Source organism: Yoonia sp. KMU-150 (assembly GCF_056858355.1).
Genome location: NZ_JBXEQF010000001.1, coordinates 1,201,961 through 1,228,116 on the forward strand (window position 1 = coordinate 1,201,961; position 26,156 = coordinate 1,228,116).

Consider the following 26,156-nt stretch of genomic DNA (forward strand, 5'->3'; position numbering starts at 1 on the left):
GATAACCGGCGGGATGAAAACCCTTTTTGCCCTTGTCGGATTGGCCTTGTGCCTTGCCCAACCGGTGCTGTCCGCCCCGCTGACGATCTTTGCCGCGGCGAGCCTAAAGGGTCCGCTGGACGAGATCGCGACCGATTTCGGCGACGTGCGCATTTCCTACGGCGGCAGCGGCGCACTCGCCCGTCAGGTGTCGCAGGGCGCACCGGCGGATGTCGTACTACTGGCGAATGTGGCTTGGATGGATCATCTGCTGGCGCAGGACGCGGTTCTGCCCGAAACGGTGGTGTCTGTTGCGGGAAACACGCTCGTCCTGATCGCGCCGCGCGGTCGTGGCGCGATCCCGTTGACACCGGATGCGATGCAAGCTGCGCTGGGCGACGGGAAGTTGGCGATGGGGTTCACCCGGTCGGTCCCGGCAGGCATCTACGGCAGAGAGGCGCTGGTGGGAATGAGCCTATGGGATACGGTGGCGGCGAGTGTGGTCGAGGTCGATAACGTCCGCGCGGCGCTGGCGTTGGTGGAACGCGGCGAGGTGCCCCTGGCGCTGGTCTATGCCAGTGACGCGCTTGTCGTTCCGGACCTCGCGATTGTCGCCCGCATCCCGCCAGAGAGCCACACGCCCATAAGCTATCAGGCGGCGGTGACCGCGATCAGCGGTCATCCCGATGCAACCCGGTTCGTGACGCATTTGCAGTCGCCAAATGCGCAGGCACAGCTGCGGGCTGCCGGTTTCACTGCTGCGCCGGACCCTGCCGATCCATGACGTGGTCGCCCGAGCTTTGGACCGTGGTGTTCCTGTCGCTGAAGGTCGCCGGTTGGGCGACGGTGCTGACGCTGCCCGTTGCCGTGGCGCTGGCCTATGTGCTGGCGCGCAAGCGGTTTCCCGGCTGGCACCTGCTGAACGGATTGGTGCATCTGCCGCTGGTGATGCCGCCGGTCGTGACGGGGTATCTGCTGCTCGTACTGTTCGGGCGGCAGGGGGTGCTGGGTGCCGTGATCCACGATCTTTTCGGCATCACGCTGGCCTTTCGCTGGACCGGTGCGGCGCTCGCTGCGGCTGTCATGGCTCTGCCGCTGATGGTGCGCGCGATCCGGTTGGCGTTCGAGGCGGTCGATACCGGGCTTGAAGACGCGGCGGCGACGCTTGGTGCATCGCGTTGGCGGATTTTCCGCACGGTCACGCTGCCGCTGATCCTGCCCGGCGTGATCGCCGGGGCAGTGCTGGGCTTTGCCAAGGCGCTGGGCGAATTTGGCGCGACGATCACCTTCGTCGCGGCGATCCCCGGCGAGACGCAGACGATCCCCTCCGCCATCTACGCCCTGCTGCAGGTCCCGGGCGAGGAACCGGCGGTGGTCTCGCTCGTGCTGATCGCGGCGGCGCTGGCCATGGGTGCGCTGGTGCTGTCCGAATGGCTGGCCCGGAAGGTGCAGCGCTGATGTTGTCGGTGCAGATCAGCGGGCGGATCGGCGCAACGGCGCTGGATGTGGCATTCGATGCGCCGGACGGGGTGACCGCCCTGTTCGGGCCGTCGGGTGCGGGTAAGACGACCGTCGTGAACGCACTTGCCGGGTTGTGGCGGCCCGAACAGGGCCGGATCGCGCTGGACGACACGGTCTGGTACGACAGCGCGTGCGGCATCTGGCTGCCGCCGCACCGGCGCAGGATCGGCTATGTCTTTCAGGATGCGCGGCTGTTCCCGCATCTGAACGTCGCACGCAACCTGAGCTATGGCGGCACCCACGACAGGGACCGTCTGATCGACCTGCTTGGCCTCTCGCCGCTTTTGCAGCGCAGGCCCGCGACGCTGTCGGGGGGCGAACGACAGCGCGTCGCGCTGGGGCGCGCGCTGATGCGCGACCCCGATCTGGTGCTGATGGATGAACCGCTGGCAGCACTCGACGGGCCGCGCAAGGCCGAAATCCTGCCTTATATCGTCCGCCTGCGCGATCATTCTGGTGTTCCGGTGGTCTATGTCAGCCATCAGATGTCCGAGGTAGTGCGCCTGGCCAACACGCTGGTCCTGCTGAAAGACGGTCGCGTGACGCAGGCCGGACCGCTGGCCGACGTGCTGAGCGACCCGGACAGCGGTGCGCTGCTGGCGCGTCATGATCGGGGCGGGCTGCTGACATGCACCGTGACCGGGCATGACACCGGCGACAACCTGACCCGCGCCGTGTTCGACGGCGGCGAAATCCTGCTGCCGGGGCTGATCGGCATGGTCGGTGCTCCGGTGCGCCTGCGGGTTCCGGCCCATGACGTCATTCTGGCCCTGTCGCCGCCGCCGGACGTCAGTGCGCTGAATGTCCTGCCTGCGACGATCACCCGGATCACATCCGACGGGCAGGGCGGTGTTTCGGTCGGCCTGCGGACCGGGTCCGCGACGTTCTGGGCGGCGCTGACCGAACGGTCGGCAAAGCGGCTGGGCCTGCAGCCTGGACAGGCCGTGCATGCGATGATCAAGGCGACGGCGATGGCGCCCGATTGACAAGGTGCGCCGCGCGATCTTGCCCGTGTCGGTCAGGCGTCCTATCAACCCCGGACTCCGGGCCAAATTGACGAAAGTGCTGCCATGCTGGCGAAAATCATGACCTCGCGGTTCGATTGTCCGCTTCTCGTCTTCGTCTTTGCCGTCGCATTGGCGCACCTGCTGTTCTTCCAGGACCCGCTTGTGCGCTATGCGGTTTCGGTCTCCGATCCGGGCGGCGATACGGTGCTCAACCTGCTGTCGCTGCAGATACTGCAGGTCGGCCTGATGGCGAGCTTCCTGCTCTTGCTCAGCGTGGTCTCCGTGGCGCTGGCCAAGATCGTCGCAAGCCTGTTCTTTCTGACCAATGCCGTCGCGCTGTACTTCATGCACAGCTACGGGGTCGAACTCGATCTGACGATGATCACGAATATTCTGGCCACGAATACCCAGCAATCCGCCGATCTGTGGCATTGGCAGATCGGGGCCTATGCGCTGGTCCTCGGTGTGGTCCCGACGGTTCTGATCTGGAAGGCCCGCATCAGACAGCCGCGCTGGTTCGTGCGTCTTGGCAGCGCGGTCGGCGTCTTTGCGGCGCTGCTGGCGTTTCTCTTTGCCACGGCTAGCACGTGGCTGTGGTACGATGCGCATGGCACGCGGCTGGGCGGGCGCATCCTGCCGTGGTCCTATATCGTGAACACGGGGCGCTATTATAACAAACAGGCGATGCGGAACCGCGCGCAGATATTGCTGCCGGACGCCACGTTCATCCGGCCACCGCCTGAAGGCAAAGATATCGTGGTCTTCGTGATGGGAGAGGCGGCGCGCGCCGACAATTTCGCCTACTATGGCTATGCGCGCGAGACCAACCCCTACACCCGCGACAAGGGTCTGATCGTACTGCCGGTAGGCAACGCCTGCACCACCTACACGATCGGCGCGATGGCCTGTATCAACACGCATGAAGGGCGTGCCGCATCGCCGCGCACCGCCTACGAGCCGCTGGTCAGCTACATGACCCGCAGCGGGATCGACACGATCTATCGCACCAACGGCGGCGGCACACCGCCGTTCCAGGCCAACAGCGTCGAACGCGGCCGCGACATCGCTGCCCGATGCGACGGCGACGATTGCCCGGACGGCAGCCTTGACGGTGCGCTGAACTACCGGCTGGCCGAAGAGATCATGGCCAGCGACGCCGACCGCGTTCTTGTGACCCTGCACCACACCGGCAGCCACGGCCCGCGGTATTTCCAGAAATACCCGCCCGAATTCGAGGTTTTCACACCGGTCTGCGAGACTGTGCAGGTCGGCAACTGTGGCCGGGAGGAGTTGTACAATGCCTATGACAACACGCTGCTTTACAACGACTTCCTGCTGGCCGACCTGATCGACCAGCTGTCCGCGATCCCTGACGCCAACATCGTGATGATGTATGTGTCCGATCACGGGCAGTCGCTGGGCGAGGGCGGCATCTATCTGCACGGCGTGCCGGTCTCCGTGGCACCCGACGTGCAGTTCCGGGTGCCGTATCTCGTCTGGATGAACGACGCCTTCAAGGCGTCGCGCGGGCTGAGCGCCGACGACATCGTGCCGGATGTGAGCTACCCCCACGACTTCCCGTTCCACAGTGTCATGGGGGCGTTCGGCATGCGCAGCGATATCTACAAACCGGAATACGACATCTTCAATCCGGACGTTCAGCCGGAATAGCGGCCACGAAAAAAGCCCGCCGGACGGGTGTCCGGCGGGCCAATCATTTGGGGTCGTTCGACCTGTTTTATTCGCGGCTGCCGAACAGCTGCAGCAGGAACATGAACATGTTGATGAAGTCGAGGTAGAGGTTCAGCGCCCCCATGATCGCCGATTTCGCCAGCCATTCCTGATCGCCATGCGCGGCATGTGCGATGTAGTCGGTCTTGATCTTCTGCGTGTCATAGGCGGTAAGGCCGGCAAAGATCAGCACACCGATCATCGACACCGCATACATGATCGCGGGCGACTGCAGCCAGAGGTTGACGATGGACGCCACGATCAGGCCGATCACACCCATGATCAGGAAGCTGCCCCAGCCGGAAATGTCCTTCTTGGTCGTGTAGCCCCAGAGCGAAAGACCGGCGAAGGCCACCGCCGTGATCAGGAACACCTGGATGATCGAGAACCCGGTGAAGACCGCGAAGATCCAGGAGATCGACACACCCATCGCTGCGGCGAAGGCGTAAAAGAACGTCTGCGCCCCCGCGGCCGACAGCCTGTTGATCATCGCGCCGAACGCAAAAACCATGACCAGCGGCAGGAACATGACCACCCACTTGAGCGGGCTGGTCCAAAGCGTGGCACCGAACGACGTCAAATAGGTGTCGGCGTTGAGTTGCAGCGCTGCCTGTGCGGGGTCTGTGGTCATTGCGAGCCCGGACAACGCCCAGGCCGCAGCCGCAGTGATGACCATGCCGACGGACATGATCGAATAAACCTTGTTCATGTGGGCGCGAAGGCCCTCGTCGATCGCCGCCGTGCGTATGCCGCCCGCCGTACGAGTGGATTGATATTGAGCCATAGATGCCTCCGAAATTACAACTGCGCACGTCGAAGTGACGTATTGCCTCAGATATTGGCAGGCCCACAGCGTTTTTCAAGGCTATTCGGCAGCATTTCGAACGGTTTCAGCAGGGATCAGGTCAGTTTGTCGCAGGCCGCGCAACGACCCGCCGCAAGGCGGGTCGATTGTCGCTAGTCGCGCCAGGTCCGGGGCACGTCCCAGGGCTTGCGGATGCTCTCGTCGCGGGCTGCATCCGGGGCCACCCCGATATCGCGCAGACCGGCGGCGTCGAGGCGTGCCAGCGCACGTCGCTGCCGCCACAAGGCCCGCCAGATCAGAAGGGTCTTGACGATGCCGGCGCGCGCAGCGCCGGGGGCGCGGGTCTCGGTGCAGGTCAAATCGGTCATCTGATGTCCTTTCGTGAAGTTTGACGTATTTCATATCTTGTTGCTTGATATATGCACTGCAGGCATGCATTATGAAAACGAATTAAAGTTATGTATGACATCAAGGATCGTGATGATGAGAAATCTGGACATGACCGCGCTCCGCTCGTTCGTCGCTGTGGCGGAAGAGGGCGGCGTGACCCGCGCGGCAGGCTTCCTCAACCTCACGCAGTCCGCCGTGTCGATGCAGCTCAAGCGGCTGGAGGAGAACCTGAACGTCTCGCTGCTCGACCGCTCCGCCCGGACCATCGCCCTGACGGCGGCTGGTGAACAACTGCTGGGCTACGCGCGCCGCATGCTCGCGCTGAATGACGAAGCCTACGGGCGTCTGACGGCCAACACCTACGAGGGCGAAATCGTGCTCGGCGTGCCGCACGACATCGTGTACCCGGCGATCCCGCCCGTCCTGCAACGCTTTGCCGCGGCCTATCCGCGGGTCAGGGTGCAGCTTCTGTCATCCTTCACAGTCGAGTTGAAACAGCAGTTCGCGCGCGGCGAGACCGATGTCGTCCTGACGACAGAAGACGATCTCGACCCGGGCGGTGAGCGGCTCGGCGCGCGGCAGATGGTCTGGATCGGCGCCCCTGGCGGCACCGCCTACAAGCAACGCCCGCTGCGGCTCGCGTTCGAGCAACGTTGCATGTTCCGCCAGATGGCGCAGGCGCGTCTGGATGCGGCCGGTATCGCCTGGGACATGGCGGTCGAATCCGCCTCGTCGCGCACGATCGAGGCGACGGTCAGCGCCGATCTTGCCGTGCATGTGATGCTGGACGGCACCGTGCCGTCGCATTGCGCCGTCTTGCCTGCAGGCTGCGGCCTGCCGGAGTTGGGGCAGACCAGCATCAATATGTATCACAGCCGGCAGACGCACACGCCGATGGTCGCGGATCTGGCGGACATGATCCGGGCGGCCTACCGCGGAAAACCGGCACTTGCGGCCACCGCGGTCGCCTGACGCCCGCGTCTAGGGCGTGACGACGACCTTGCCGGTCGATTTGCGGCTCGCCAGGAGATCGAGCGCATCCTGCGCCTGTGCCAGCGGCACCACGTGGCTGATGTGCGGTTTCAGCAGTCCGTCCGCATAAAGCGCCATCAGATCCGCCAGACTGTCGGTCAGCGCATCGGGTGCGAATTTCAGATACCCGCCCCAGTAGAACCCGATCACGCTGATGTTCTTGACCAGTATGATATTGGCGGGAATTTGTGGCACGTCACCGCTGGCGAAGCCGATCACGACCACCCGCGCCTCGCGGTTGCAGGCTCCGAGTGCGGCCTTGAACGCGCCGCCGCCGACCGGATCATAGACCACGTCGGCCCCGCCCAGTGCCTTGACGGCGGATTTGATATCCTGCGTTTCGCTGTCGATCAGATGGTCGGCGCCCGCTGTCTTGGCCACCGCCAGCTTGTCCGCACCGCGCGCCACCGCGATCACCGTCGCCCCCAGCGCCTTGCCGATCTCCACCGCCGTCAGGCCCACGCCGCCCGCGGCCCCCAGCACCAGCAGCGTCTCGTCGGGTTGCAGCCGCGCACGCCGGGTCAGCGCCAGATGCGACGTGCCATAGGCGACCATGAACCCCGCCGCGACCTCCGATGGCATCGCGTCGGGCACCGGGCGGCACAGCGCCGCCGGGAACACGCCCTGCTGCGCCAGCCCGCCCTGACCGCCGAAAACCGCGACACGGGCGCCGACCGCCGGGGCGGTCACACCCTCGCCATGCGCGGTAACGGTGCCGCAGACCTCCATCCCGAGCGTGAAGGGGGGCGGCGGCGTGTCCTGATAGGTCCCCTTCGCCATCAGCAGATCGGCAAAGTTCAGCCCGCAGGCCGCGATGTCGATCAAGACCTCGCCTTGCCCCGGCTGCGGAACCGGCACATCGCGCAGGGTGGGGGCGGTGTTGAAATCATGGGTCTGAAAGGCCTGCATCTGGCGCGTTCTCCGGCGATAAAAGTTAGGTTCGGGCGGACCATAGCGGAAACGGTCGGCCGCGACACCCTGCTCAAAATTAACGCAGAGTTCAGGGGTTTGGCGCAGGATCGGGGCGCGGAACCTGTCTTTAAGGTCAGGTCGGGCGCTGCAACCGTTGCGTGTTTTGTGATAGGGGTGGCAATCACTGCGGCACGCCGGGGAGATGGAATCGTCCTGCCCCGCAAAATACGGTTTCCGGTGCCGCTCCGCGACGACGGACGAAGTTGAAGAGGAATTGAAGATGAGCCACCCAGTTGATGTCCACGTGGGCCAACGCATCCGTCACCGTCGCTGGATGAACGGCGTGACCCAACAGCAGCTGGCGGAAAAAGTGGGCATCAAATTCCAGCAGATACAGAAGTACGAAACCGGCATGAACCGCGTCAGCGCGTCGCGCCTGTGGGACATCGCCGCTGTGCTGGGGGTCGAGGTATCGTTCTTTTTTGAAGGGCTCGATGCGGCGACCGCGGCCGAGCATCAGGCCTCCGACCTGCCAGGTGACATCCTGACCGACAAGGAGGCGCTGGAGCTGCTGCGCTCCTACTACGCGATCCCGGAAAATCAGCGCCGCCGCCTGTTCGATCTGGCCCGCGTGCTGAGCGAGGCGGCCTAGAAACCTCACGGCCTGATGACTTGACGCTGTTCTGACACTCGCGATACCGCTAGGGTAGAGGTAGTCAGGACAGCCATGATCCAGCACATTGATGACGACGTTCAGGCGGATCTGATCCGCGTGGCGCATCTTGCGGCCGATGCCGCCCGCCCCGAAACCCTGCGACTGTTCCGCGCACCGGGCCTTGTCGCAGACGACAAGACGGCAGAGGGGGCCGGGTTTGACCCGGTGACGGAAGCGGACCGCGCCGCCGAACAGGCGATGCGCGACGTGATCACCCGCGAACGGCCCGACGACGGAATCCTGGGCGAGGAATTTGGCACTAAACCGGGCAGCAACGGCCTGACCTGGGTGCTTGACCCGATTGACGGAACTCGCGGCTATATCAGCGGCACGCCGACCTGGGGGGTGCTGATCTCTGTAGCCGACGCGACAGGCCCGTTGTTCGGCCTGATCGACCAACCCTATATACAGGAGCGGTTCGTCGGCGGGTTCGGACAGGCCTATGTGACCGGCCCGCACGGCACCACCGATCTGGCCACCCGCAAGAGCCGCCCCTTCGCACGCGCCACGCTGCTGACCACCTTTCCCGAGGTCGGCTCCACCATGGAGCGGCGCGCCTTCGACGCGGTGTCCGAGAGGGTGCAGCTGACCCGCTACGGCATGGATTGCTACGGCTATGCCCTGCTCGCGGCAGGGCAGGTCGATCTCGTCGTCGAGGCGGGTCTGCAACCCTACGACATCCATGCGCCGATTGCCGTGATCACGGCGGCGGGCGGGATCGTCTCGAACTGGCAGGGCGGTGCCGCGCATCATGGCGGGCGCGTCATCGCTGCGGCCAACCGCGATATCCACGCGGTGGCCCTGCAAATCCTGCAGGACTATGCCGATGGCTGATGTCTTGATCCGGCGGGCCGGGTCTGTCGTGACGATGGATGACGCGCGGCAGGAGCTTGCCGGTGTCGACATCCTGCTGCGCGACGGCGTCATCAGTGCGATCGGCGAAGATCTGGATGCACCCGATGCCGTGCAGGTGCTGGCCGAAGGTTGCGTGGTCACGCCGGGGCTGGTGAACACCCACCATCATCTCTACCAGTCCCTGACCCGCGCCGTGCCCGGCGGGCAGGACGCGCTGCTGTTCGGCTGGTTGCAGACGCTCTACCCCATCTGGGCGCGTTTCGGCCCGGACGAAATGTTCGTGTCGGCCCAGACCGGGCTGGCCGAACTGGCGCTCTCCGGCTGCACGCTGACCTCCGATCATCTCTACCTCTATCCAAACGGATCGCGGCTCGACGATACAATCGCCGCCGCAGCAGAGATCGGCCTGCGGTTCCACCCGACACGCGGCGCGATGAGCATCGGGGAAAGCGACGGCGGCCTGCCGCCTGACAGTCTGGTGGAGCGTGAGGCCGCGATCCTCGACGATTGCATCCGCGTGATCGACGCCCACCACGACGCGCGCGCAGGTGCCATGACCCGCGTCGGTGTCGCGCCCTGTTCGCCGTTCTCCGTCAGCCGGGACCTGATGCGCGACGCGGCCCTGCTTGCGCGCGACAAAGGCGTGATGCTGCATACCCATCTGGCCGAAAATGAAGAAGACATCGCCTACAGCCTGGAAAAATTCGGCTGCCGTCCCGGCCAATACGCCGAGGATCTGGGCTGGACGGGAGACGATGTCTGGCACGCGCACTGCGTAAAGTTGGACGCGCAAGAGATTGACCTTTTTGCGAAAACACGCACCGGGGTCGCACATTGCCCCTGTTCCAACTGCCGCTTGGGATCCGGGATCGCGCCGGTGCGCGCCATGCGCGATGCTGGCGTGCGTGTCGGGCTGGGCGTCGACGGTTCGGCCAGCAACGACGCGGGCAATCTGGTGGCCGAGGCGCGGCAGACGATGTTGCTGCAACGGGTCGCGAAAGGTGCGGACGCGATGAGCGCGCGCGAGGCACTGGAGATCGCCACACGCGACGGCGCGCAGGTGCTGGGTCGTGACGATTGCGGCCAGATCGCCGTGGGCAAGCGCGCCGATATCGCGATCTGGGATGTGAGCGGGATCGAAAGCGCAGGCAGCTGGGATCCGGCGGCGCTGCTGCTGGCCGGGCCGACACGGGTGCGCGACTTGTTCGTCGAGGGGCGGCAGGTCGTGGCGGAGGGGCAGATGGCGACGATTGATCTGCCGAACGTGGTCGAACGGCAGAACAGGCTTGCGCGGGCGCTGGCGGAGTAGGGCGCGGTGCCACTTTAGGCGTGCTGCACCCGCTTGCCTGCGACCCAGACATCGCGCACCGCACGGTCGTCGCCCATCATGATCGTCGGAAACAGCGCGTCCCAGATATCGTCCGCGCGTCGGTGCCGTTGCGCGATGGCCCGCGTCGATGCCAGATCGAGCACGCAGATATCCGCAACGGCCTCCGGCACCAGATTGCCGATCTCGCCGGTCATGTGCAGCGCCTGCGCCGACCCGGCTGTGGCCAGCCACATCAGCTGCGCAGGGTGCAGCGCCACACCGCGCAACTGGCCGATCTCATAGGCGGCGGCCATGGTGTGCAGCATCGAGAACGATGACCCGCCACCGGTGTCCGTCGCCAGCCCGGTACGGATACCGGACGCCGCGACGCCCATCAGATCGAACAGCCCGGACCCGATAAAGGTGTTGGATGTCGGGCAATGCACGACTGCCGCGCCGACTTCTGCCAGCCGGTCGATTTCGCGCGGTTCCAGATGGATCGCATGGCCGTAAAGGCCGCGCGCGCCTAGCAGGCCAAACGCCTCGTAGGTATCCAGATAATCGCGCGCCTCTGGGAACAACTCGCGGACCCAGGCGATTTCAGGCAGTTGTTCGCTCAGGTGCGTTTGCATCAGCACGTCAGGGTATTCCGCCCAGAGTGCGCCAAGCGCTGACAGTTGATCCGGCGTGGAGGTCGGCGAGAATCGCGGCGTGATCGCATACTGCGCCCGTCCGCGCCTGTGCCACTTTTCCAGCAGTGCCTTGCTGTCGTCGTAGGCTTCATGTGGTGTATCAAGAACGCCCTGCAACGCATTGCGATCCATGCAGGTTTTGCCAGCGACGATGGCCATGTTCCTGCTGGCGGCGGCACTGAAAAACGCATCCACGCTTTCCGGGTGAATCGTGCAGAAACTGGCCAGCGTCGTCGTGCCCTGCGCCAGCGCGAGGTCGAGCGTATCGGCGGCGACGGCGGCGGCATAGGCGGGATCGCCGAACTTCGCCTCTTCGGGGAAGGTGTAGGTGTTGAGCCAGTCGATCAGCTGCTTGCCCCAGCTCGCGATCATGCGGGTCTGGGGGTAGTGCATGTGGGCGTCGACGAAACCGGCGGTGATCAGATCGTCGCCATAGTCGGTTATCACCGCTTCGGGATGGGCGGCGCGCAGATCTGCACCGCGCCCCACCGCGACGATCCGCCCGCTGTCGATCAGCACGCCGCCCGCGCTGTCATGCCGTGCGCAGTCCGCCCAGTCACCCGTCAGCGGATTGCCATCGAACCAAAGCGTTTGCCCAAGAAGAAGTTGCTTTGCCATGCGCCCGTGATAGGCCGCTTTGCAAACGGGGTAAATCACCGATCCGGCGGGGGAATGCGGTTGCCGCGCCCTACCGAACAACTATGTTGGCGCAAAGCCGAGGGAGGCCGGGATGGGCGACGCAAACGACATGCGTGACGAGTTGGAAGAAGAGGCCTTCGGTATCACCGACAGCCTGCTGTCAGACGTGCTGGACGCCGTAGAGGCGGGTGACAAGCCGGCCATCGACGCCCTGCTTGAGCCGCTTCACGCCGCCGACATCGCCCATCTGATCGAGCTGATCGACGGTCGCCAACGTGCGGCGCTGCTGGATGTCTGGAGCGCGGGCGTCGACGGTGACGTGCTGTCGGAACTTGACGAGTCCCTGCGCGAGGAAGTGATCGAGGCGCTGGAACCTGCCGAACTGGCCGAGGCCGTGCGCGATCTGGATAGTGACGATGTCGTCGATCTGGTCGAATATCTGGACGAGGACCAGCAGGAACAGGTGCTGGGCGCGCTGGATGCCACGGACCGGGTCGCGGTCGAAAAGGCGCTGACCTACCCTGAGGAATCCGCCGGGCGGCACATGCAGTCCGAACTTGTGCGCGCGCCGGAATACTGGAACGTCGGCGAGGCGATCGACTACCTGCGTTCGGACGACAATACGCTGCCGGAACAATTCTATCACCTGATCCTCGTCGATGCCCGGCTGAAGGCCGTGGGTTACGTCACGCTGGGCCGCATCCTGAGCAACCGGCGCGATGTGAAACTCAAGGATATCGTCGAGGACACGTTTCGCACCTTCCATGTCGATCAGGATGTGGAGGAGGTCGCGCAGGCGATCAACCACTATCATATGATCACTGCCCCTGTGGTCGACGATGACGACAGGTTGGTCGGCGTGATCACCATCGACGATGCGATGGTGTTTCTTGAGGAAGAAGCCGAGGAAGACATCATGCGACTGGCCGGTGTCGTCGGCGACGGGTCGCTGTCCGACCGGGTCCGGGAGACCGCCAAGCAGCGTTTTCCCTGGTTGGCGGTGAACCTTCTGACCGCGATCTTCGCTTCGCTGGTGATTTCGCTGTTCGAGGAGACGATTGCCGGGCTGGTGGCGCTGGCCGTGCTGATGCCGATTGTCGCCTCCATGGGCGGAAACGCCGGGACCCAGTCGCTGACGGTGGCTGTCCGCGCGCTGGCGACCCGCGACCTGACCGGGGCGAACGTCTGGCGTGTGATCCGGCGCGAGGTGCTTGTGGGCCTGATCAACGGGCTGGTCTTTGCCGTGGTCATGGGTGTTATCGGTGTCGTCTGGTTCGGCACGCCGATGCTGGGCGTCGTGATTGCCGTGGCAATGGTGATCAACATGGTGGTCGCAGGGCTGGCGGGCACCGGCATTCCCATCGTGCTGGAAAAGATGGGTGTGGACCCGGCGCTTGCCTCGGGTGCCTTCGTGACGACGGTGACGGATGTTGTCGGGTTCTTTGCCTTTCTGGGGCTGGCCGCGGTCTGGCTGCTGTGACCGATCTGGCCACGATCAAGCAGGCCGCGCGCAAGGCTGCCTTTGCACGCCGTGCCGCGGCGCATGATCCGCTCGCCGCAAGCGCGGGGTTTCTGAGCAGCGTGCTGGCCGGGCATCGCGGGGTGCCGCTTGCGGGCTATATGGCGATGCGCACCGAGATCGACCCGACACCCGCGATGGAGGAGGCCGCGGCCCACGGCCCGGTCGGTGTTCCGGTCATCATGGGAGCCGGACAGCCGTTGAAGTTTCGCGCTTGGACGCCGGGCTGCGCGATGGTGCCGGGAGAGTTCGGCGCGCAGGTGCCGGAAGGTGGCGACTGGATTGTGCCCGAGGTGCTGATCGTGCCGCTTGTCGCATTCGATCGCAAAGGTGGGCGGCTGGGCTATGGCGGCGGGTTCTACGACCGGACGCTGGAAGGGCTGCGCGCACAGCGGCCCACGCTGGCCATCGGCTTTGCCTATGCAGCGCAGGAGGCGGACGGGTTGCCGCTGGAGCCGACCGATCAGCCGCTTGATATGATCGTCACCGAGACCGGGATCGTCACACCATGAGGATACTGTTTCTGGGCGATGTGATGGGCCGCGCCGGGCGTGCCGCGATCACCGACAGGCTGCCGGGGCTGCGCGCCGACTGGCGGCTCGATTTTGTCGTGGTCAATGGTGAGAACGCGACTTCCGGCCACGGGCTGTCGGCGGCGCATGCGTGGGTGCTGCTGGATGCAGGCGCGGATGTGATCACACTGGGCGATCATGCCTTTGACCAGAAGGACATGCTGTCGTTTTGTGCGACGGAGCCGCGGATCATCCGGCCATTGAACTTCTCCAAATCAGCCCCCGGTGTGGGTGCGCGGGTGTTCGAGGCGTCGCAGGGCCGCAAGGTCCTGGTCTGTCAGGCGCTGGGGCAGGTGTTCATGAAACGCGCCTTCGACGATCCGTTCTCGGCACTGGATGCGACATTGCGGCAATATCCGATGGGCGGGCAGGTGCAGGCGAGCCTTGTGGATATCCATTGCGAGGCGACATCGGAAAAGATGGCGACGGGGCATTTCTGCGACGGGCGCGCCAGCGTCGTCGTGGGCACGCACACCCATGTGCCGACGTCGGACGCGATGATTCTGCCCGGCGGTACCGCCTATCTGACCGATGCGGGCATGTGCGGCGATTACAACTCCGTGATCGGCATGGACAAGGCAGAGCCTTTGCGCCGCTTCGTAACCGGCATGCCAAAGGACCGTTTCACCCCCGCGGCGGAGGAGGCGACGCTGTCGGGTCTCTACGTCGAAACCGACGACCGGACCGGCAAGGCCACGCGCGTGGCGATGGTCCGTCAGGGCGGGCGGCTGCAGGCGGCTGGGCCCGACTGAACGCCGGGCTTGCAAGCGGCGCGCTCTGCGTCGACACTCGCCCAAAGCCCTCGGCCATTTTCCCACGCAAAGGCCCATCCGTGATAGATTTCTTCACCTTTACCGAACTTGAAGCCGCGATCCTGACGCTTTGCGTCGTGGCGGGCATGTTCGTGATGTTCCTGCGCGAGGTCTATCCGACAGAGGTCGTGGCCATCATCGGCGTGTCGATCCTGCTGGTGACGGGCATCCTGCGCTATGACGATGCGGTGCAGGCCCTGTCCAACCCCGCGCCATGGACCATCGCCGCGATGTTCATCATCGTGGGCGCGCTGGTACGCACGGGCGCGCTGAACGCGCTGACGCAGGTGGTCGAACGGCAGGCCCGGATCAGCCCCGCGCGTGCGATCGGCGGTGCGCTGCTGTTCGTGGCCTTCGCCAGTGCCATCATGAACAACACGCCGCTGGTCGTCGTGATGATTCCGGTGTTCATCCAGCTTTCATCCAGTCTGGGAACGTCGGCTTCCAAGCTGCTGATTCCGCTCAGTTACGCGGCCATCGTCGGCGGCACGATGACGCTGCTCGGCACGTCGACGAACCTGCTCGTCGACGGCGTCGCCCGGTCGAGCGGCATGACGCCGTTCTCGATCCTCGAAATCACACCCATCGGGATCGTGGTCGTCGCATGGACGTTCACGTATCTCTATTTCTTCGGCGGACGATTGCTGCCCGACCGCACGTCGATGGCGTCGATGCTGTCGGACCGGTCGAAGATGAAATTCTTTACCGAGGCGGTGATCCCGCTCGAAAGCAACCTGATCGGACGGCAGGCCACGGACGTCAAACTGTTCAAGCGCGAAGGCGTGCGGCTGATCGACGTGGTGCGCGGCGATACATCGCTGCGCTACAACCTCGATGCGGTCGAACTGCAGGCGCGGGACCGGGTGATCCTGCGCACCGCGATGAGCGAGCTTCTGTCGCTGCAGGCCACCCCGGAACTGCGCCGGGTCGATCAGGTGTCGGCGGTGGAAACCACCACCGTCGAGGTGCTGATCACACCCGATTGCCGCATGGTCGGGCGACGGCTGGGGGCTATGCGGCTGCGGCGGCGCTATGCGGTCTATACGCTGGCCGTGCATCGCCGGAACACGAACATCGACCAGAAGATCAACGATATCGTCGTGAAAGTCGGCGATACGCTGCTGCTGGAAGGCGCGCCCGAGGACATCCAGCGCCTGTCGGACGACATGAACCTGGGCGATGTGTCGCGCCCGTCCGAGCGCGCCTATCGCCGCAACAAGGCTCCCATCGCCATCGGCGTGTTGCTGGCCGTTGTGGTTCTGGCGGCGCTGAACGCGGCCCCGATCCTGCTGCTGGCCATCGTGGGCGTGGCACTTGTGCTGATGACCGGCTGCATCGACGCGGACGAGGCGTTCTCGAACATCGACGGCCCGTTGCTGGCGTTGATCTTTGCGATGCTGGGCGTGGGTGCGGCGCTGCAATCCTCGGGTGCCGTCGCACTGGTGGCGAACGCGCTGGCCCCGGTCATGCTGGTCCTGCCCGGATTTTTCGTCATCCTTGCCGTTTACGTGCTGTCGAACGTGCTGACCGAACTGGTCAGCAACAATGCGGTGGCCGTCGTGATGACCCCCATCGCCATCGGTCTTGCCACTGCGCTGGGCGTCGATCCGCGTCCGTTGGTGGTGGCGGTGATGGTGGCGGCCAGCGCCAGTTTCGCGACACCCATCGGCTATCAGACCAATACGCTGGTCTATGGCCCGGGCGGTTACCGGTTTTCGGATTTCATGCGCATCGGCGTGCCGCTGAACCTGTCGCTGGCGCCGATCGTGTCCGCTGTCATTCCGCTGATCTGGCCACTGGTCCCGGCCTGAACGGCGCGTCCGCGCGGGGCCTTGCCGGGGACCGGGGGCTTGGCCTATAGAGGCGCGAATTCATCCATATCGCGCAGACGAGGTTTCACATGGCCGGCCATTCCAAATGGGCAAACATCCAGCACCGCAAGGGCCGTCAGGACAAGATCCGGGCCAAGCTGTTTTCCAAGATGAGCAAGGAAATCACCGTCGCCGCCAAGATGGGCGACCCCGATCCGGACAAGAACCCGCGCCTGCGTTTGGCAGTGAAGGAGGCGAAATCGAACTCGGTCCCCAAGGACGTGATCGACCGCGCGATCAAGAAGTCGCAGTCGGGCGAGGGCGATAACTACGACGAGATCCGCTACGAGGGTTACGGCCCCAACGGTGTCGCCGTGATCGTCGAGGCGATGACCGACAACCGCAACCGCACCGCATCGACCGTGCGGTCGACGTTTTCCAAGAACGGCGGCAACCTGGGCGAGACCGGCAGCGTGGGGTTCATGTTCGACCGCAAGGGGGCCGTGACCTACCCCGCGTCGGTGGGCGACGCGGACACGGTGATGATGGCCGCGATCGAGGCCGGGGCGGAGGATGTGGAATCCGACGAGGAAAGCCACGTCATCTATTGCGCCGACACCGACTTGAACGAGGTGTCCAACGCGCTTGAGGCCGAGCTGGGCGAAAGCGAAAGTGCGCGGCTGATCTGGCGGCCCACGACGACGACGGAACTCGATCTCGACAGTCTGACAAAGCTGATGAAGCTGGTCGATGCGCTGGAAGACGACGACGACGTGCAGAACGTGACCACCAATTTCGAAGCCTCCGACGCGGTGATGGCGGCCTTCGCCGAGGAATGACCTTGCGCCTGGCACGCGCGCTTGCCTTTCCGGCGGCGCGCTGCCACCGATAGCGGATGCAAAGCACGTCCACCTCGCGCGGCATTTTCTGGATGGTCGTCACCGGCCTGAATTTCGTCGCCGTGACGGCCATCGTGAAGCATCTGGGCGCTGATATGCCCGCCGCACAGGGCGCGTTTCTGCGCTATGTGCTGGGGCTGGTGTTCCTATTGCCGATGATCCGGCCGATCCTGTCGGCGCATCTGACGGGGCGGCAGGTGAAGCTCTTCGTCTGGCGCGGGGTGGCGCACACGCTGGCGGTGATCCTGTGGTTCTTTGCCATGGCGCGTATCCCCATCGCGGAGGTCACGGCGATGAATTATGTGTCGCCGGTCTATGTGACGCTGGGGGCGGCATTGTTCTTGGGTGAAAAGCTGCCGCCACGCCGCCTGATCGCGGTGATCGTGGCATTGATCGGCGCTTTGATCATCCTGCGCCCCGGCATGAAGGCGGTGGAGCCGGGCCATATCGCGATGCTGGGGACGGCCGTGATGTTCGCCGTGGGCTATCTGCTGGCCAAGCAGTTGAGCGGCGAACTTGCCCCTGCGGTGATCGTCGGGATGTTGTCGATCACGGTGACCATCGGGCTGCTGCCTTTCGCCGTCGCGGTCTGGGTGACACCCACGGTGACGCAACTGGGTTGGCTGTTCCTGGTCGCCTGCTTTGCCACCGCCGGGCATTACACCATGACGATGGCCTTTGCCGCGGCCCCGCTGACGGTGACGCAGCCGGTGACCTTCCTGCAACTGGTCTGGGCGGTGCTGCTGGGGGCCGTGGTCTTTGGCGAGGCCGTCGATGGTTGGGTGGTGCTGGGTGGCGTGGTCATCATGGGATCGGTCAGTTTCATCACCTGGCGCGAGGCCGTGGCCCGCCGTGCGGTAACGCCTGCGGTAGCCCAGACCAAGGGGTGATTGCGCCCGCTTGCGCGGTCGCGAGGGGTGCCGCGCTGCGCGCGCCACCCCGCCTGCGGCGCGAGTATTTTTGGCAAAATGATGCACGGGCCGGAAGTTGATTGACGGATCAATAAAAAACCGGTTAGGAGGGAGCATGCCAAAGCTGGGAATGGAACCGATCCGCCGTCAGGCGCTTGTGCAGGCCACCATCGCCGAAATCGGCGCGGCGCGCTCGCTCGACGTGACGGTGAGCAAAATTGCCAAGCGGGCGGGGATGTCCTCTGCGCTGGCGCATCACTATTTTGGCGGCAAGGACCAGATTTTTCTGGCTGCGATGCGCGAGATTTTGCGCGAATACGGGGCCGAGGTACGCAGCGCGCTGGCGCAGGTGACCACGCCGCATGACCGGGCGGCGGCGATCCTGCGGGCCAATTTCGCCGACACCTGTTTCGATCCCGCCAGTGTCAGCGCCTGGATGGCGTTCTACGGGCAGGCCCAGACCGACCCGCAGGCGCTGCGATTGCTGCATATCTATCAGCGGCGTCTGCGGTCGAACCTGACACATGCGCTGCGTCCGTTATGCTCAAAGCCCCGTCAGGCGGCGGACCTGCTGGCGGCGCTGATCGACGGGTTGTATCTGCAGGCGGCACTGTCCGACACCGATACCGACCCGCTGGGCCGGTCGCTGGCGCTTTTGAACATCCTGACCGGGAGGGTCACATGAGCAAACCGAACATTCTGATCATCATGGTGGACCAGTTGAACGGGACGCTGTTTCCCGACGGCCCTGCCGACTGGCTCCACGCGCCCAACATCAAAAAGCTGGCGGCGCGGTCCACGCGGTTTCAGCAGGGCTATACCGCGTCGCCGCTCTGCGCGCCGGGGCGGGCGTCTTTCATGTCGGGGCAGTTGCCGTCGCGCACGGGCGTTTACGACAATGCCGCCGAGTTCGCATCGAGCATCCCGACCTATGCGCACCATCTGCGCCGGGCCGGCTACCAAACCTGCCTGTCGGGCAAGATGCACTTCGTCGGCGCTGACCAGCTGCACGGGTTCGAGGAACGCCTGACCACGGATGTCTATCCGCCCGATTTTGGCTGGACCCCGGACTACCGCAAACCCGGCGAACGGATCGACTGGTGGTATCACAACATGGGCTCGGTGACCGGGTCGGGCGTGGCCGAAATCACCAACCAGATGGAATACGATGACGAGGTCGCCTATCACGCGACCCGCAAGCTCTATGATCTGTCGCGCGGCCATGACCAGCGGCCATGGTGTCTGACCGTCAGCTTTACCCACCCGCACGACCCCTATGTCGCGCGCAAGAAATACTGGGATATGTACGAGGATTGCGACCACCTGATGCCGGAGGTCGGCCCGATCCCATATGAAGAACAGGACGCCCATTCGCAGCGCATTCTGGATGCCAACGACCGCGACAACTTCACCATCAGCGATGAGGATATCAAGCGGTCGCGCCGCGCCTATTTCGCCAATATCAGCTATCTCGACGACAAGGTCGGCGAGTTGCTGCACACGCTAAAGATGACCCGGCAGGAGGCGACGATCCTGTTCGTGGCCGATCACGGCGACATGCTGGGTGCGCGCGGGCTGTGGTTCAAGATGTCGTTCTACGACGGATCGGCGCGCGTGCCGATCATGATCGCCGCTCCCGAAATGGAACCGGGGCTGATCACGACGCCGGTCAGCAACATCGACATCTGCCCGACGCTTTGCGATCTGGCGGGCGTGGATATGTCCGAGGTGATGCCCTGGACCGAGGGCGAAAGCCTGGTGCCGCTGGGGCAGGGCGGCCATCGCGACACGCCCGTGGCGATGGAATACGCGGCAGAGGCATCCTATGCGCCGCTGGTGTCGCTGCGCTATGGCAAGTGGAAGTTCAATATGTGCGCCCTCGACCCCGATCAGCTGTTCGACATGGAGGCCGATCCGCACGAGTTGACCAATCTGGCCGAGCACCCCGACCACCAGGGCACGCGCGACCAGCTGCGCGCCAAGGCCGAAGCGCGTTGGGACCTCGATGCGTTCGACGCGAACGTGCGCCATTCACAGGCCGGCCGCTGGGTGGTTTACGAGGCCCTGCGTAACGGATCGTACTTTCCATGGGACTACCAGCCGTTGCAAAAAGCGTCCGAGCGATACATGCGTAACCACATGGACCTCAACGTGCTGGAAGAAAACCAGAGATTTCCAAGAGGGGAATAATCCCCCGCAAACGCGCCGGACGGCGCACACCAAACCCCCAAGGGAGGGACAAATGCTGACGACAATCATCTCGTTCGGAGTGATCATGGCCTTTGTGCTTGTGATCATCTGCACCATAAAATGGTGGAACATGCGCCTGATCGGGCCGACGCCCGTGGGGCTGTTCACCTTCATCGCGATCCTGTTCACATCGGGCCTCGACGTGGGGCTGATCATGTTCCCGCTGGCCTTCGACTATCCGCTTTATGCGGATACGGCGGCGGAGCCGGCCTATGCCTTCACCAACCCGCTTGCACTTGAATTCGGGTTCTGGGGCTTTCTGATCTGGGCGTTCTATTTCCTGACCGCATTTTACTTCTGCGCCATCGAGCCGCGGATCGGGTTCTTCAAGATCCCGCTCGTCAAGCTGCTCAACAACATCGTCATCATCACGACCTGTGCCTTCACCGGCGCATTGTTCCTGATCTACATGCCATACTACATCGCCGAGGTCGGCGACGGGGAGACGATCCTGCCGGTGTTCTACGTGATCTGCTTCCTGGTGATCCTCGTGGCGGCGTTCTCCTCCACCGACATCAAGTTCGTGAAGGTGCTGTCGGTCAGCTCTACCCTGCTATTCTTCGGGCTGATCGCGTTCATGTGGATCAACGCGGGCATGAGCTTGGGTGAATTCGGTGCCACGGCCAGCAACATCGGCGGCTACTTCGCCAATCTGCACAAGTTCATCATCCCGCTGACGGACTACCACGAATTCTACCTGTTCTGGTGGTTCGCCTGGTCGATCATGATCGGTCAGTTCACGTCACGCTTCGTCGGTGGTCTGACGACCTGGCAACTGCTGGCGGCCCTGCTGGTCTTTCCGTCGATCCCGCTCGGCGTCTGGTTCTCTGTCGTTTACTATTACTACCTCAACGACATCCCGACCGCCGGCATGATCAACTGGGCGATGACCATCGTCGGAATCATCTTCGTGGTGAACTCCTTCGACAGTCTGATCCGGCTCTACACCGACAACCTGAACCTGACGGTCGAACGGTTCGGATCGGTGGTCTATGTTGTGGGCAACACGGTGGTGCTCTTCGCGCTGACGCTGCTGTTCCAGAGCCAGTGGCTGCAGATCCAGTGGGTCGGCACCGTGGTGATCGGCATCTATGTCGCCTGCCTTGCGTATATCTTCTTGCGCAAACGGGCCGAGGTCGCCCGGATCGACACCGCAGACAACAGCGCAGGCGCGGTTCCTGCCGAATAAAGCAAATCGCCCCTGCGCGGACCGCGCGGGGGCAACCCCAAAGGACTGAACGACATGAATATCCAACCCACGGCCAGCCACTTCATCGACGGGCAATACGTCGAGGATACGGCAGGCGACGAAATTCCGGTGATCTACCCCGCCACGGGAGAGGTGATCGCGACGCTGCATGCGGCGACGCCCGCGATCGTAGATCAGGCGCTGAATGCCGCGAAGCGCGCGCAGAAGGCCTGGGCCGCGATGACGGGCACGGAGCGGGGCCGGGTGCTGCGGCGGGCCGCAGATATCATGCGCGAGCGCAATCACGACCTGTCGGTGCTGGAAACCTATGACACCGGCAAGCCGTATCAGGAAACCTCTGTCGCCGATGCCACGTCGGGTGCCGATGCGCTGGAATATTTCGGCGGGCTGGCGGGATCGCTGACCGGCGAGCATATCCAACTGGGCGAGGACTGGGTCTACACCCGGCGCGAGCCGCTGGGTGTCTGCGTCGGGATCGGCGCGTGGAACTACCCCACGCAGATCGCCTGCTGGAAAGGTGCGCCCGCGCTGGCCTGCGGCAATGCGATGGTGTTCAAGCCGTCGGAAACCACGCCGCTTTCGGCACTGAAAGTTGCGGAAATCCTGATGGAGGCGGGCGCGCCTGCCGGTGTTTACAATGTCATCCAAGGGTACGGCGCCGTTGGTGCATCGCTGATCACCGACCCGCGCGTCGACAAGGTGTCGCTGACCGGATCGGTGCCGACAGGCAAAAAAGTTTATGCCGCCGCCGCCGAAGGCATCCGCCACGTGACGATGGAACTGGGCGGCAAATCCCCGATGGTGGTTTTCGACGATGCCGACTTGGAAAAGGCGGTGTCGGGTGCGATCCTCGGCAATTTCTATTCGACCGGTCAGGTCTGCTCCAACGGCACGCGGGTCTTCGTACATAAGGGCATCAAGGAGGCGTTCCTGAAACGCATGACCGAGCGGCTGGCGGGTGTGAAGATGGGCGATCCACTGGACGAAGCCACGAATTTTGGACCGATGGTGTCCGAACGACAGCGCGAGATCGTGCTGGGCTATATCGACAAGGGCAAGGCCGAGGGCGCGCGGCTTGTGGCCGGCGGCAATGTTGTCGAGGGCGAGGGGTTCTTTATCGAACCGACCGTTTTTGCCGATGTGACCGACGACATGACCATCGCGCGAGAGGAGATTTTCGGCCCCGTGCTGTCGGTGCTGGATTTCGAAACCGAGGAAGAGGCGTTGCGCCGGGCCAACGACACCGAATTCGGGCTGGCCGCGGGGGTGTTCACCAACGACCTGACCCGCGCGCACCGCATGGCGGCGGGGTTCGAGGCGGGGACCTGTTATATCAACACCTTCAACCTCGCACCCGTGGAGGCTCCTTTCGGCGGGATGAAGAATTCCGGCGTGGGGCGCGAGAACTCCAAGGCGGCGATTGAACACTACAGCCAGTTGAAGGGTGTCTATGTGGCGATGGGCGACGTGGAGGCACCGTTCTGACCGGGCCTGACCTGGCGGAGTGCTTCCGCACATTTTGATTGATTGCCGGCACCGCGTGATCACCCGGAATGGGCAACGGCGGTGCGGGTAGCGGGCACAGGCCCAACTGCAATGAGGTGCCTGAGGGATCATGCCGTTCCTCAGGTCACCTGACCGAGGGTGATGCGAGTCTCAGTCGCGTCAAGGACAAGCCGTGCTGCGCACGGTCGCCTGCGGCGATCCTTGACCCGCCCGAGAATCGTGAAAGAGGACGAGCGAGATGAATGCGGATTATGTGATCGTGGGCGCGGGCAGCGCAGGCTGTGCCATGGCCTACCGGCTGGCCGAGGCCGGGCAGAAGGTGCTGGTGATCGAACACGGCGGCTGGGACGGCGGGCCGTTTATCCAGATGCCGGCGGCGTTGTCCTATCCGATGAACATGAAGATGTACGACTGGGGGATGAGCACCGAACCGGAGCCGCATCTGGGCGGGCGAACGCTGGTCACGCCGCGGGGCAAGGTGATCGGGGGATCGTCGTCGATCAACGGGATGATCTACGTGCGCGGGCATGCCCGCGACTTCGACCATTGGTCGGAAAGCGGTGCGCAGGGCTGGGGCTATGCCGATGTGCTGCCCTACTACAAGCGCATGGAAAACTGGCATTCGGGCGGGCACGGTGGCGATCCCGCGTGGCGCGGACGCAGCGGCCCGCTGCATGTCACCCGCGGCCCGCGCAAAAACCCGCTGACCCGCGCCTTTGTCGATGCCGGACGGCAGGCAGGCTATCAGATTACCGACGATTACAACGGCAGGCAGCAGGAAGGTTTCGGCCCCTTCGATGCGACGATCTGGAAAGGGCGGCGCTGGTCCGCCGCGAACGCCTACCTGCGGCCCGCGTTGAAACGCCCCAATTGCACGCTGGTGCGCGCATTGGCCCGCAGGATCGTGATCGAGGACGGGCGCGCCACGGGCGTCGAGGTGACCCGCAAGGGGAGCATGGAGGTGATCACCGCCAACCGCGAGGTGATCATCGCCGCGTCGTCGCTCAATTCGCCCAAGCTGCTGATGCTGTCAGGCATCGGCCCCGCCGCGCATCTGGCCGAGCATGGCATCGACGTGATCGCCGACCGCCCCGGTGTGGGCCAGAACCTGCAGGACCATCTGGAGCTTTACATCCAGCAGGCCGCGATCAAGCCGGTGTCGCTGTTCAAATACTGGACGTTGCTGTGGAAAAGCCGGATCGGGTTCGAATGGCTGGTGCGCAAGACCGGCCTCGGCACGTCGAACCAGTTCGAAAGCGCGGGTTTCATTCGATCCAAGGCGGGCGTGGATTACCCCGACATCCAGTTCCATTTCCTGCCGATCGCGGTGCGCTACGACGGCAAGGTCGCCGCCGAGGGGCACGGGTACCAGGCGCATGTCGGCCCGATGCGGTCTGTCTCGCGTGGGCAGGTTACGTTACGGTCGGCCAACCCCGACGACAACCCGCGCATTCTGTTCAACTATATGTCGGACCCGACAGATTGGGAGGATTTCCGCACCTGCATCCGCCTGACCCGCGAGATTTTCGCGCAGGAGGCGTTCAGGCCCTATCGCGGCAAGGAAATCCAGCCAGGCGAGGCGGCGCAATCGGACGCGGCCCTTGACGATTTCATCCGCGAACACGTGGAAAGTGCCTATCACCCCTGCGGCACCTGCAAGATGGGGGCCGTGGACGACCCGATGGCCGTGGTGGACCCGCAAGCCCGCGTGATCGGTGTCGATGGCTTGCGGGTGGCGGACAGTTCAATCTTTCCGCGCATCACCAACGGCAACCTGAACGCGCCGTCGATCATGGTGGGGGAAAAGGTGTCGGATCATATCCTGAACCGCGCGCCCCTGGCCCCGGTCAACGACGAGCCGTGGATTCATCCGCACTGGCAGACGCAGCAACGTTAGGCGCGTGTCTCAGGCGGTCTCGCCGCCTTCGACCACGTCCTTGAAGTTCTTGAAGAACTGGTCGGCCATCTTGCGGGCGAAACCGCCGACGATCCGGCTGCCCAGTTGCGCCAGCTTGCCGCCGACCTGCGCATCCACGGCATAGACCAATTCCGTCCCGTCCGGGACTTCCCTCAGGGTGACGTCGGCACTGCCCTTGGCGAAACCGGCGACGCCGCCCTTGCCCTCGCCCACGATCGTATAGCTGGTGGGGGCGTTGACGTTGGTGAGCGTCACCGCGCCCTTGAAAGTGGCGGACACCGGACCGACCTTCTGCTTGACCGTCGCTTCGAACCCGTCTTCGGGTGAACCGGTCAGTTCCTGACAGCCGGGGATGCAGGCCTTGAGCGTTTCGGGGTCGTTCAAATGAGCCCAGACCGTGGCAGGGTCCGCCGCGATGATACGCTCGCCTTGAAGTTCCATGGTATGCCCCTCCGGTTACCCCTGTCGCGAAACTGCGGGTGGGCAAGGCACTTGGCAAGCCTTATTGCGACACATCCGCGCCCAAACGCAGCTTTTCGATCTCATGTGCCGCCGTCAACGCGGCGGCTTCTGCGGCGATCTCGGCTTCCAGGCGGGTCTGGTCCTGTTTGGCCTGCGCTGCGCGCTCCTCTGCCGCGATCGTGCGGTCATGACCGGCCGCCGCGCGCGCGCTTGCAAGACCCTGCCCCCAGAACATGCCCAAAGTGGTGGTAAACATCAGCATCGTCACCGCCAGCATCACCAGTCGTGGCGACAATTCGTCCAATGTAATGGTACCGTCGCCGCCGCTTTCGCTATCCTTGTCCTGCGCGGCGGCGGTCTGGGCGAAAACGGCGGCCAAGCCCGTCATCTTGCCGTCGCGTGTTTCATCCGTGAACCGGTCGCGCAGTGTGACGATCAGATAACCTATGATCCCGGCCAGCACGGCCGAGATTGCAGCGGTGACGGCGGACAGGTCGCTTAACCCCGCAAATATTCCCAGGGTCAGCCCGACTGCACCGAAGGCCAGCGCGACACCAAACACCGTTCCCATTCGGTTGCGCGGGTTGGACAGAACGAGGCTCAGGATCGCGGCCAACACAATGACAAGCAAGAACGGAAAGAATCCGAACCAGACTTCGGTCAATAAATCATAGGTTGAAACAGGCGACATCATGCATC

General features: G+C 64.1%; 25 protein-coding genes. 19 read left to right on the forward strand and 6 right to left on the reverse strand.

Going from position 1 to position 26,156, the window contains the following annotated elements; all coding sequences use genetic code 11:
* Positions 1-13 precede the first annotated feature (13 nt).
* From modA to AC04PH_RS05820, 4 genes are all read left to right on the forward strand, one after another.
* The gene (gene modA / locus AC04PH_RS05805; protein ID WP_483064796.1) at positions 14-763 is read left to right on the forward strand and encodes a molybdate ABC transporter substrate-binding protein; all 750 of its coding nucleotides are present in this window, start codon (positions 14-16) and stop codon (positions 761-763) included.
* Positions 760-1,437 carry a molybdate ABC transporter permease subunit gene (gene modB / locus AC04PH_RS05810; RefSeq protein WP_483064797.1) on the forward strand — a complete coding sequence of 226 codons (678 nt, stop codon included), beginning with the start codon at positions 760-762 and terminating at the stop codon, positions 1,435-1,437. Before modA ends, modB begins: the two co-directional genes overlap by 4 nt.
* Positions 1,410-2,486, forward strand: a complete 1,077-nt coding sequence (modC, locus tag AC04PH_RS05815) for a molybdenum ABC transporter ATP-binding protein (RefSeq protein WP_483064798.1) — start codon at positions 1,410-1,412, stop codon at positions 2,484-2,486. The genes modB and modC overlap by 28 nt, the downstream gene beginning before the upstream one ends.
* Positions 2,487-2,570: 84 nt before the next feature.
* Complete coding sequence (locus AC04PH_RS05820) at positions 2,571-4,178, forward strand: sulfatase-like hydrolase/transferase (RefSeq protein WP_483064799.1); 1,608 nt, start codon at positions 2,571-2,573, stop codon at positions 4,176-4,178.
* Positions 4,179-4,245: 67 nt separating this feature from the next.
* Here the strand turns inward: AC04PH_RS05820 and AC04PH_RS05825 are convergent, their stop codons facing one another.
* On the reverse strand, positions 4,246-5,022 hold the full coding sequence (locus AC04PH_RS05825; protein ID WP_483064800.1) for a Bax inhibitor-1/YccA family protein: 777 nt from the start codon (positions 5,020-5,022) through the stop codon (positions 4,246-4,248).
* A 173-nt stretch (positions 5,023-5,195) separates the two neighbouring features.
* Positions 5,196-5,411: a DUF1127 domain-containing protein gene (locus tag AC04PH_RS05830; RefSeq protein ID WP_483064801.1), complete on the reverse strand. Its 216-nt coding sequence runs from the start codon at positions 5,409-5,411 to the stop codon at positions 5,196-5,198.
* A gap of 112 nt (positions 5,412-5,523) precedes the next feature.
* Between AC04PH_RS05830 and AC04PH_RS05835 the strand changes: the two genes are divergently transcribed.
* Complete coding sequence (locus AC04PH_RS05835; RefSeq protein WP_483064802.1) at positions 5,524-6,405, forward strand: LysR family transcriptional regulator; 882 nt, start codon at positions 5,524-5,526, stop codon at positions 6,403-6,405.
* Between the two features lie 9 nt (positions 6,406-6,414).
* Here the strand turns inward: AC04PH_RS05835 and AC04PH_RS05840 are convergent, their stop codons facing one another.
* Positions 6,415-7,374 carry an NADPH:quinone oxidoreductase family protein gene (locus AC04PH_RS05840; RefSeq protein ID WP_483064803.1) on the reverse strand — a complete coding sequence of 320 codons (960 nt, stop codon included), beginning with the start codon at positions 7,372-7,374 and terminating at the stop codon, positions 6,415-6,417.
* Positions 7,375-7,657: 283 nt separating this feature from the next.
* Between AC04PH_RS05840 and AC04PH_RS05845 the strand changes: the two genes are divergently transcribed.
* The 3 genes from AC04PH_RS05845 to AC04PH_RS05855 all read left to right on the forward strand — a co-directional run bounded on the left by AC04PH_RS05845 (position 7,658) and on the right by AC04PH_RS05855 (position 10,256).
* Positions 7,658-8,029, forward strand: a complete 372-nt coding sequence (locus AC04PH_RS05845; RefSeq protein ID WP_483064804.1) for a helix-turn-helix domain-containing protein — start codon at positions 7,658-7,660, stop codon at positions 8,027-8,029.
* Positions 8,030-8,104: 75 nt separating this feature from the next.
* Positions 8,105-8,926: an inositol monophosphatase family protein gene (locus AC04PH_RS05850; RefSeq protein ID WP_483064805.1), complete on the forward strand. Its 822-nt coding sequence runs from the start codon at positions 8,105-8,107 to the stop codon at positions 8,924-8,926.
* Entirely contained in the window at positions 8,919-10,256 is a 1,338-nt protein-coding gene (locus tag AC04PH_RS05855; RefSeq protein ID WP_483064806.1) for an 8-oxoguanine deaminase, read from the forward strand. Before AC04PH_RS05850 ends, AC04PH_RS05855 begins: the two co-directional genes overlap by 8 nt.
* 14 nt (positions 10,257-10,270) lie before the next feature.
* Here AC04PH_RS05855 and guaD read toward each other — a convergent pair whose 3' ends face one another.
* Positions 10,271-11,566, reverse strand: coding sequence for a guanine deaminase (gene guaD / locus AC04PH_RS05860; RefSeq protein ID WP_483064807.1), 1,296 nt, complete (start codon positions 11,564-11,566; stop codon positions 10,271-10,273).
* A 112-nt stretch (positions 11,567-11,678) separates the two neighbouring features.
* Here guaD and mgtE point away from each other — a divergent pair, with 112 nt between their 5' ends.
* The 11 genes from mgtE (at position 11,679) to betA (ending at position 24,974) form a co-directional block, all read left to right on the forward strand.
* Entirely contained in the window at positions 11,679-13,067 is a 1,389-nt protein-coding gene (mgtE, locus tag AC04PH_RS05865; protein WP_483064808.1) for a magnesium transporter, read from the forward strand.
* Positions 13,064-13,618, forward strand: a complete 555-nt coding sequence (locus AC04PH_RS05870) for a 5-formyltetrahydrofolate cyclo-ligase (RefSeq protein WP_483064809.1) — start codon at positions 13,064-13,066, stop codon at positions 13,616-13,618. Before mgtE ends, AC04PH_RS05870 begins: the two co-directional genes overlap by 4 nt.
* The gene (locus AC04PH_RS05875) at positions 13,615-14,430 is read left to right on the forward strand and encodes a TIGR00282 family metallophosphoesterase (protein ID WP_483064810.1); all 816 of its coding nucleotides are present in this window, start codon (positions 13,615-13,617) and stop codon (positions 14,428-14,430) included. Before AC04PH_RS05870 ends, AC04PH_RS05875 begins: the two co-directional genes overlap by 4 nt.
* 146 nt (positions 14,431-14,576) lie before the next feature.
* Complete coding sequence (locus AC04PH_RS05880) at positions 14,577-16,301, forward strand: SLC13 family permease (protein ID WP_483066155.1); 1,725 nt, start codon at positions 14,577-14,579, stop codon at positions 16,299-16,301.
* 89 nt (positions 16,302-16,390) lie between these two features.
* Positions 16,391-17,140, forward strand: a complete 750-nt coding sequence (locus AC04PH_RS05885; protein ID WP_483064811.1) for a YebC/PmpR family DNA-binding transcriptional regulator — start codon at positions 16,391-16,393, stop codon at positions 17,138-17,140.
* A 56-nt stretch (positions 17,141-17,196) separates the two neighbouring features.
* Complete coding sequence (locus tag AC04PH_RS05890) at positions 17,197-18,090, forward strand: DMT family transporter (RefSeq protein ID WP_483064812.1); 894 nt, start codon at positions 17,197-17,199, stop codon at positions 18,088-18,090.
* A gap of 136 nt (positions 18,091-18,226) precedes the next feature.
* Positions 18,227-18,796, forward strand: coding sequence for a choline-binding transcriptional repressor BetI (betI, locus tag AC04PH_RS05895; protein WP_483064813.1), 570 nt, complete (start codon positions 18,227-18,229; stop codon positions 18,794-18,796).
* On the forward strand, positions 18,793-20,301 hold the full coding sequence (gene betC / locus AC04PH_RS05900; protein ID WP_483064814.1) for a choline-sulfatase: 1,509 nt from the start codon (positions 18,793-18,795) through the stop codon (positions 20,299-20,301). The genes betI and betC overlap by 4 nt, the downstream gene beginning before the upstream one ends.
* 55 nt (positions 20,302-20,356) lie before the next feature.
* A complete protein-coding gene (locus AC04PH_RS05905) occupies positions 20,357-21,550 on the forward strand; it encodes a BCCT family transporter (RefSeq protein WP_483066156.1) in 1,194 nt (397 codons plus the stop codon).
* Between the two features lie 54 nt (positions 21,551-21,604).
* A complete protein-coding gene (gene betB, locus AC04PH_RS05910; RefSeq protein ID WP_483064815.1) occupies positions 21,605-23,056 on the forward strand; it encodes a betaine-aldehyde dehydrogenase in 1,452 nt (483 codons plus the stop codon).
* Between the two features lie 259 nt (positions 23,057-23,315).
* The gene (betA, locus tag AC04PH_RS05915) at positions 23,316-24,974 is read left to right on the forward strand and encodes a choline dehydrogenase (RefSeq protein ID WP_483064816.1); all 1,659 of its coding nucleotides are present in this window, start codon (positions 23,316-23,318) and stop codon (positions 24,972-24,974) included.
* Positions 24,975-24,983: 9 nt separating this feature from the next.
* Here the strand turns inward: betA and AC04PH_RS05920 are convergent, their stop codons facing one another.
* Positions 24,984-25,436, reverse strand: coding sequence for an SRPBCC family protein (locus tag AC04PH_RS05920; protein WP_483064817.1), 453 nt, complete (start codon positions 25,434-25,436; stop codon positions 24,984-24,986).
* 61 nt (positions 25,437-25,497) lie between these two features.
* Positions 25,498-26,148, reverse strand: coding sequence for a hypothetical protein (locus AC04PH_RS05925; RefSeq protein WP_483064818.1), 651 nt, complete (start codon positions 26,146-26,148; stop codon positions 25,498-25,500).
* Positions 26,149-26,156 lie beyond the last annotated feature (8 nt).

Coding starts and splice junctions, on each gene's coding strand:
- AC04PH_RS05880 (WP_483066155.1), top strand. CDS start 14,577: ATGTTCGTGATGTTCCTGCGCGAGGTCTATCCGACAGAGGTCGTGGCC.
- betA (WP_483064816.1), top strand. CDS start 23,316: ATGAATGCGGATTATGTGATCGTGGGCGCGGGCAGCGCAGGCTGTGCC.
- modA (WP_483064796.1), top strand. CDS start 14: ATGAAAACCCTTTTTGCCCTTGTCGGATTGGCCTTGTGCCTTGCCCAA.
- mgtE (WP_483064808.1), top strand. CDS start 11,679: ATGGGCGACGCAAACGACATGCGTGACGAGTTGGAAGAAGAGGCCTTC.
- AC04PH_RS05875 (WP_483064810.1), top strand. CDS start 13,615: ATGAGGATACTGTTTCTGGGCGATGTGATGGGCCGCGCCGGGCGTGCC.
- guaD (WP_483064807.1), bottom strand. CDS start 11,566: ATGGCAAAGCAACTTCTTCTTGGGCAAACGCTTTGGTTCGATGGCAAT.
- AC04PH_RS05845 (WP_483064804.1), top strand. CDS start 7,658: ATGAGCCACCCAGTTGATGTCCACGTGGGCCAACGCATCCGTCACCGT.
- AC04PH_RS05925 (WP_483064818.1), bottom strand. CDS start 26,148: ATGTCGCCTGTTTCAACCTATGATTTATTGACCGAAGTCTGGTTCGGA.
- AC04PH_RS05920 (WP_483064817.1), bottom strand. CDS start 25,436: ATGGAACTTCAAGGCGAGCGTATCATCGCGGCGGACCCTGCCACGGTC.
- AC04PH_RS05890 (WP_483064812.1), top strand. CDS start 17,197: ATGCAAAGCACGTCCACCTCGCGCGGCATTTTCTGGATGGTCGTCACC.
- AC04PH_RS05825 (WP_483064800.1), bottom strand. CDS start 5,022: ATGGCTCAATATCAATCCACTCGTACGGCGGGCGGCATACGCACGGCG.
- AC04PH_RS05830 (WP_483064801.1), bottom strand. CDS start 5,411: ATGACCGATTTGACCTGCACCGAGACCCGCGCCCCCGGCGCTGCGCGC.
- AC04PH_RS05835 (WP_483064802.1), top strand. CDS start 5,524: ATGATGAGAAATCTGGACATGACCGCGCTCCGCTCGTTCGTCGCTGTG.
- AC04PH_RS05850 (WP_483064805.1), top strand. CDS start 8,105: ATGATCCAGCACATTGATGACGACGTTCAGGCGGATCTGATCCGCGTG.
- betC (WP_483064814.1), top strand. CDS start 18,793: ATGAGCAAACCGAACATTCTGATCATCATGGTGGACCAGTTGAACGGG.
- betB (WP_483064815.1), top strand. CDS start 21,605: ATGAATATCCAACCCACGGCCAGCCACTTCATCGACGGGCAATACGTC.
- betI (WP_483064813.1), top strand. CDS start 18,227: ATGCCAAAGCTGGGAATGGAACCGATCCGCCGTCAGGCGCTTGTGCAG.
- modB (WP_483064797.1), top strand. CDS start 760: ATGACGTGGTCGCCCGAGCTTTGGACCGTGGTGTTCCTGTCGCTGAAG.
- AC04PH_RS05840 (WP_483064803.1), bottom strand. CDS start 7,374: ATGCAGGCCTTTCAGACCCATGATTTCAACACCGCCCCCACCCTGCGC.
- AC04PH_RS05885 (WP_483064811.1), top strand. CDS start 16,391: ATGGCCGGCCATTCCAAATGGGCAAACATCCAGCACCGCAAGGGCCGT.
- AC04PH_RS05855 (WP_483064806.1), top strand. CDS start 8,919: ATGGCTGATGTCTTGATCCGGCGGGCCGGGTCTGTCGTGACGATGGAT.
- AC04PH_RS05820 (WP_483064799.1), top strand. CDS start 2,571: ATGCTGGCGAAAATCATGACCTCGCGGTTCGATTGTCCGCTTCTCGTC.
- modC (WP_483064798.1), top strand. CDS start 1,410: ATGGCTGGCCCGGAAGGTGCAGCGCTGATGTTGTCGGTGCAGATCAGC.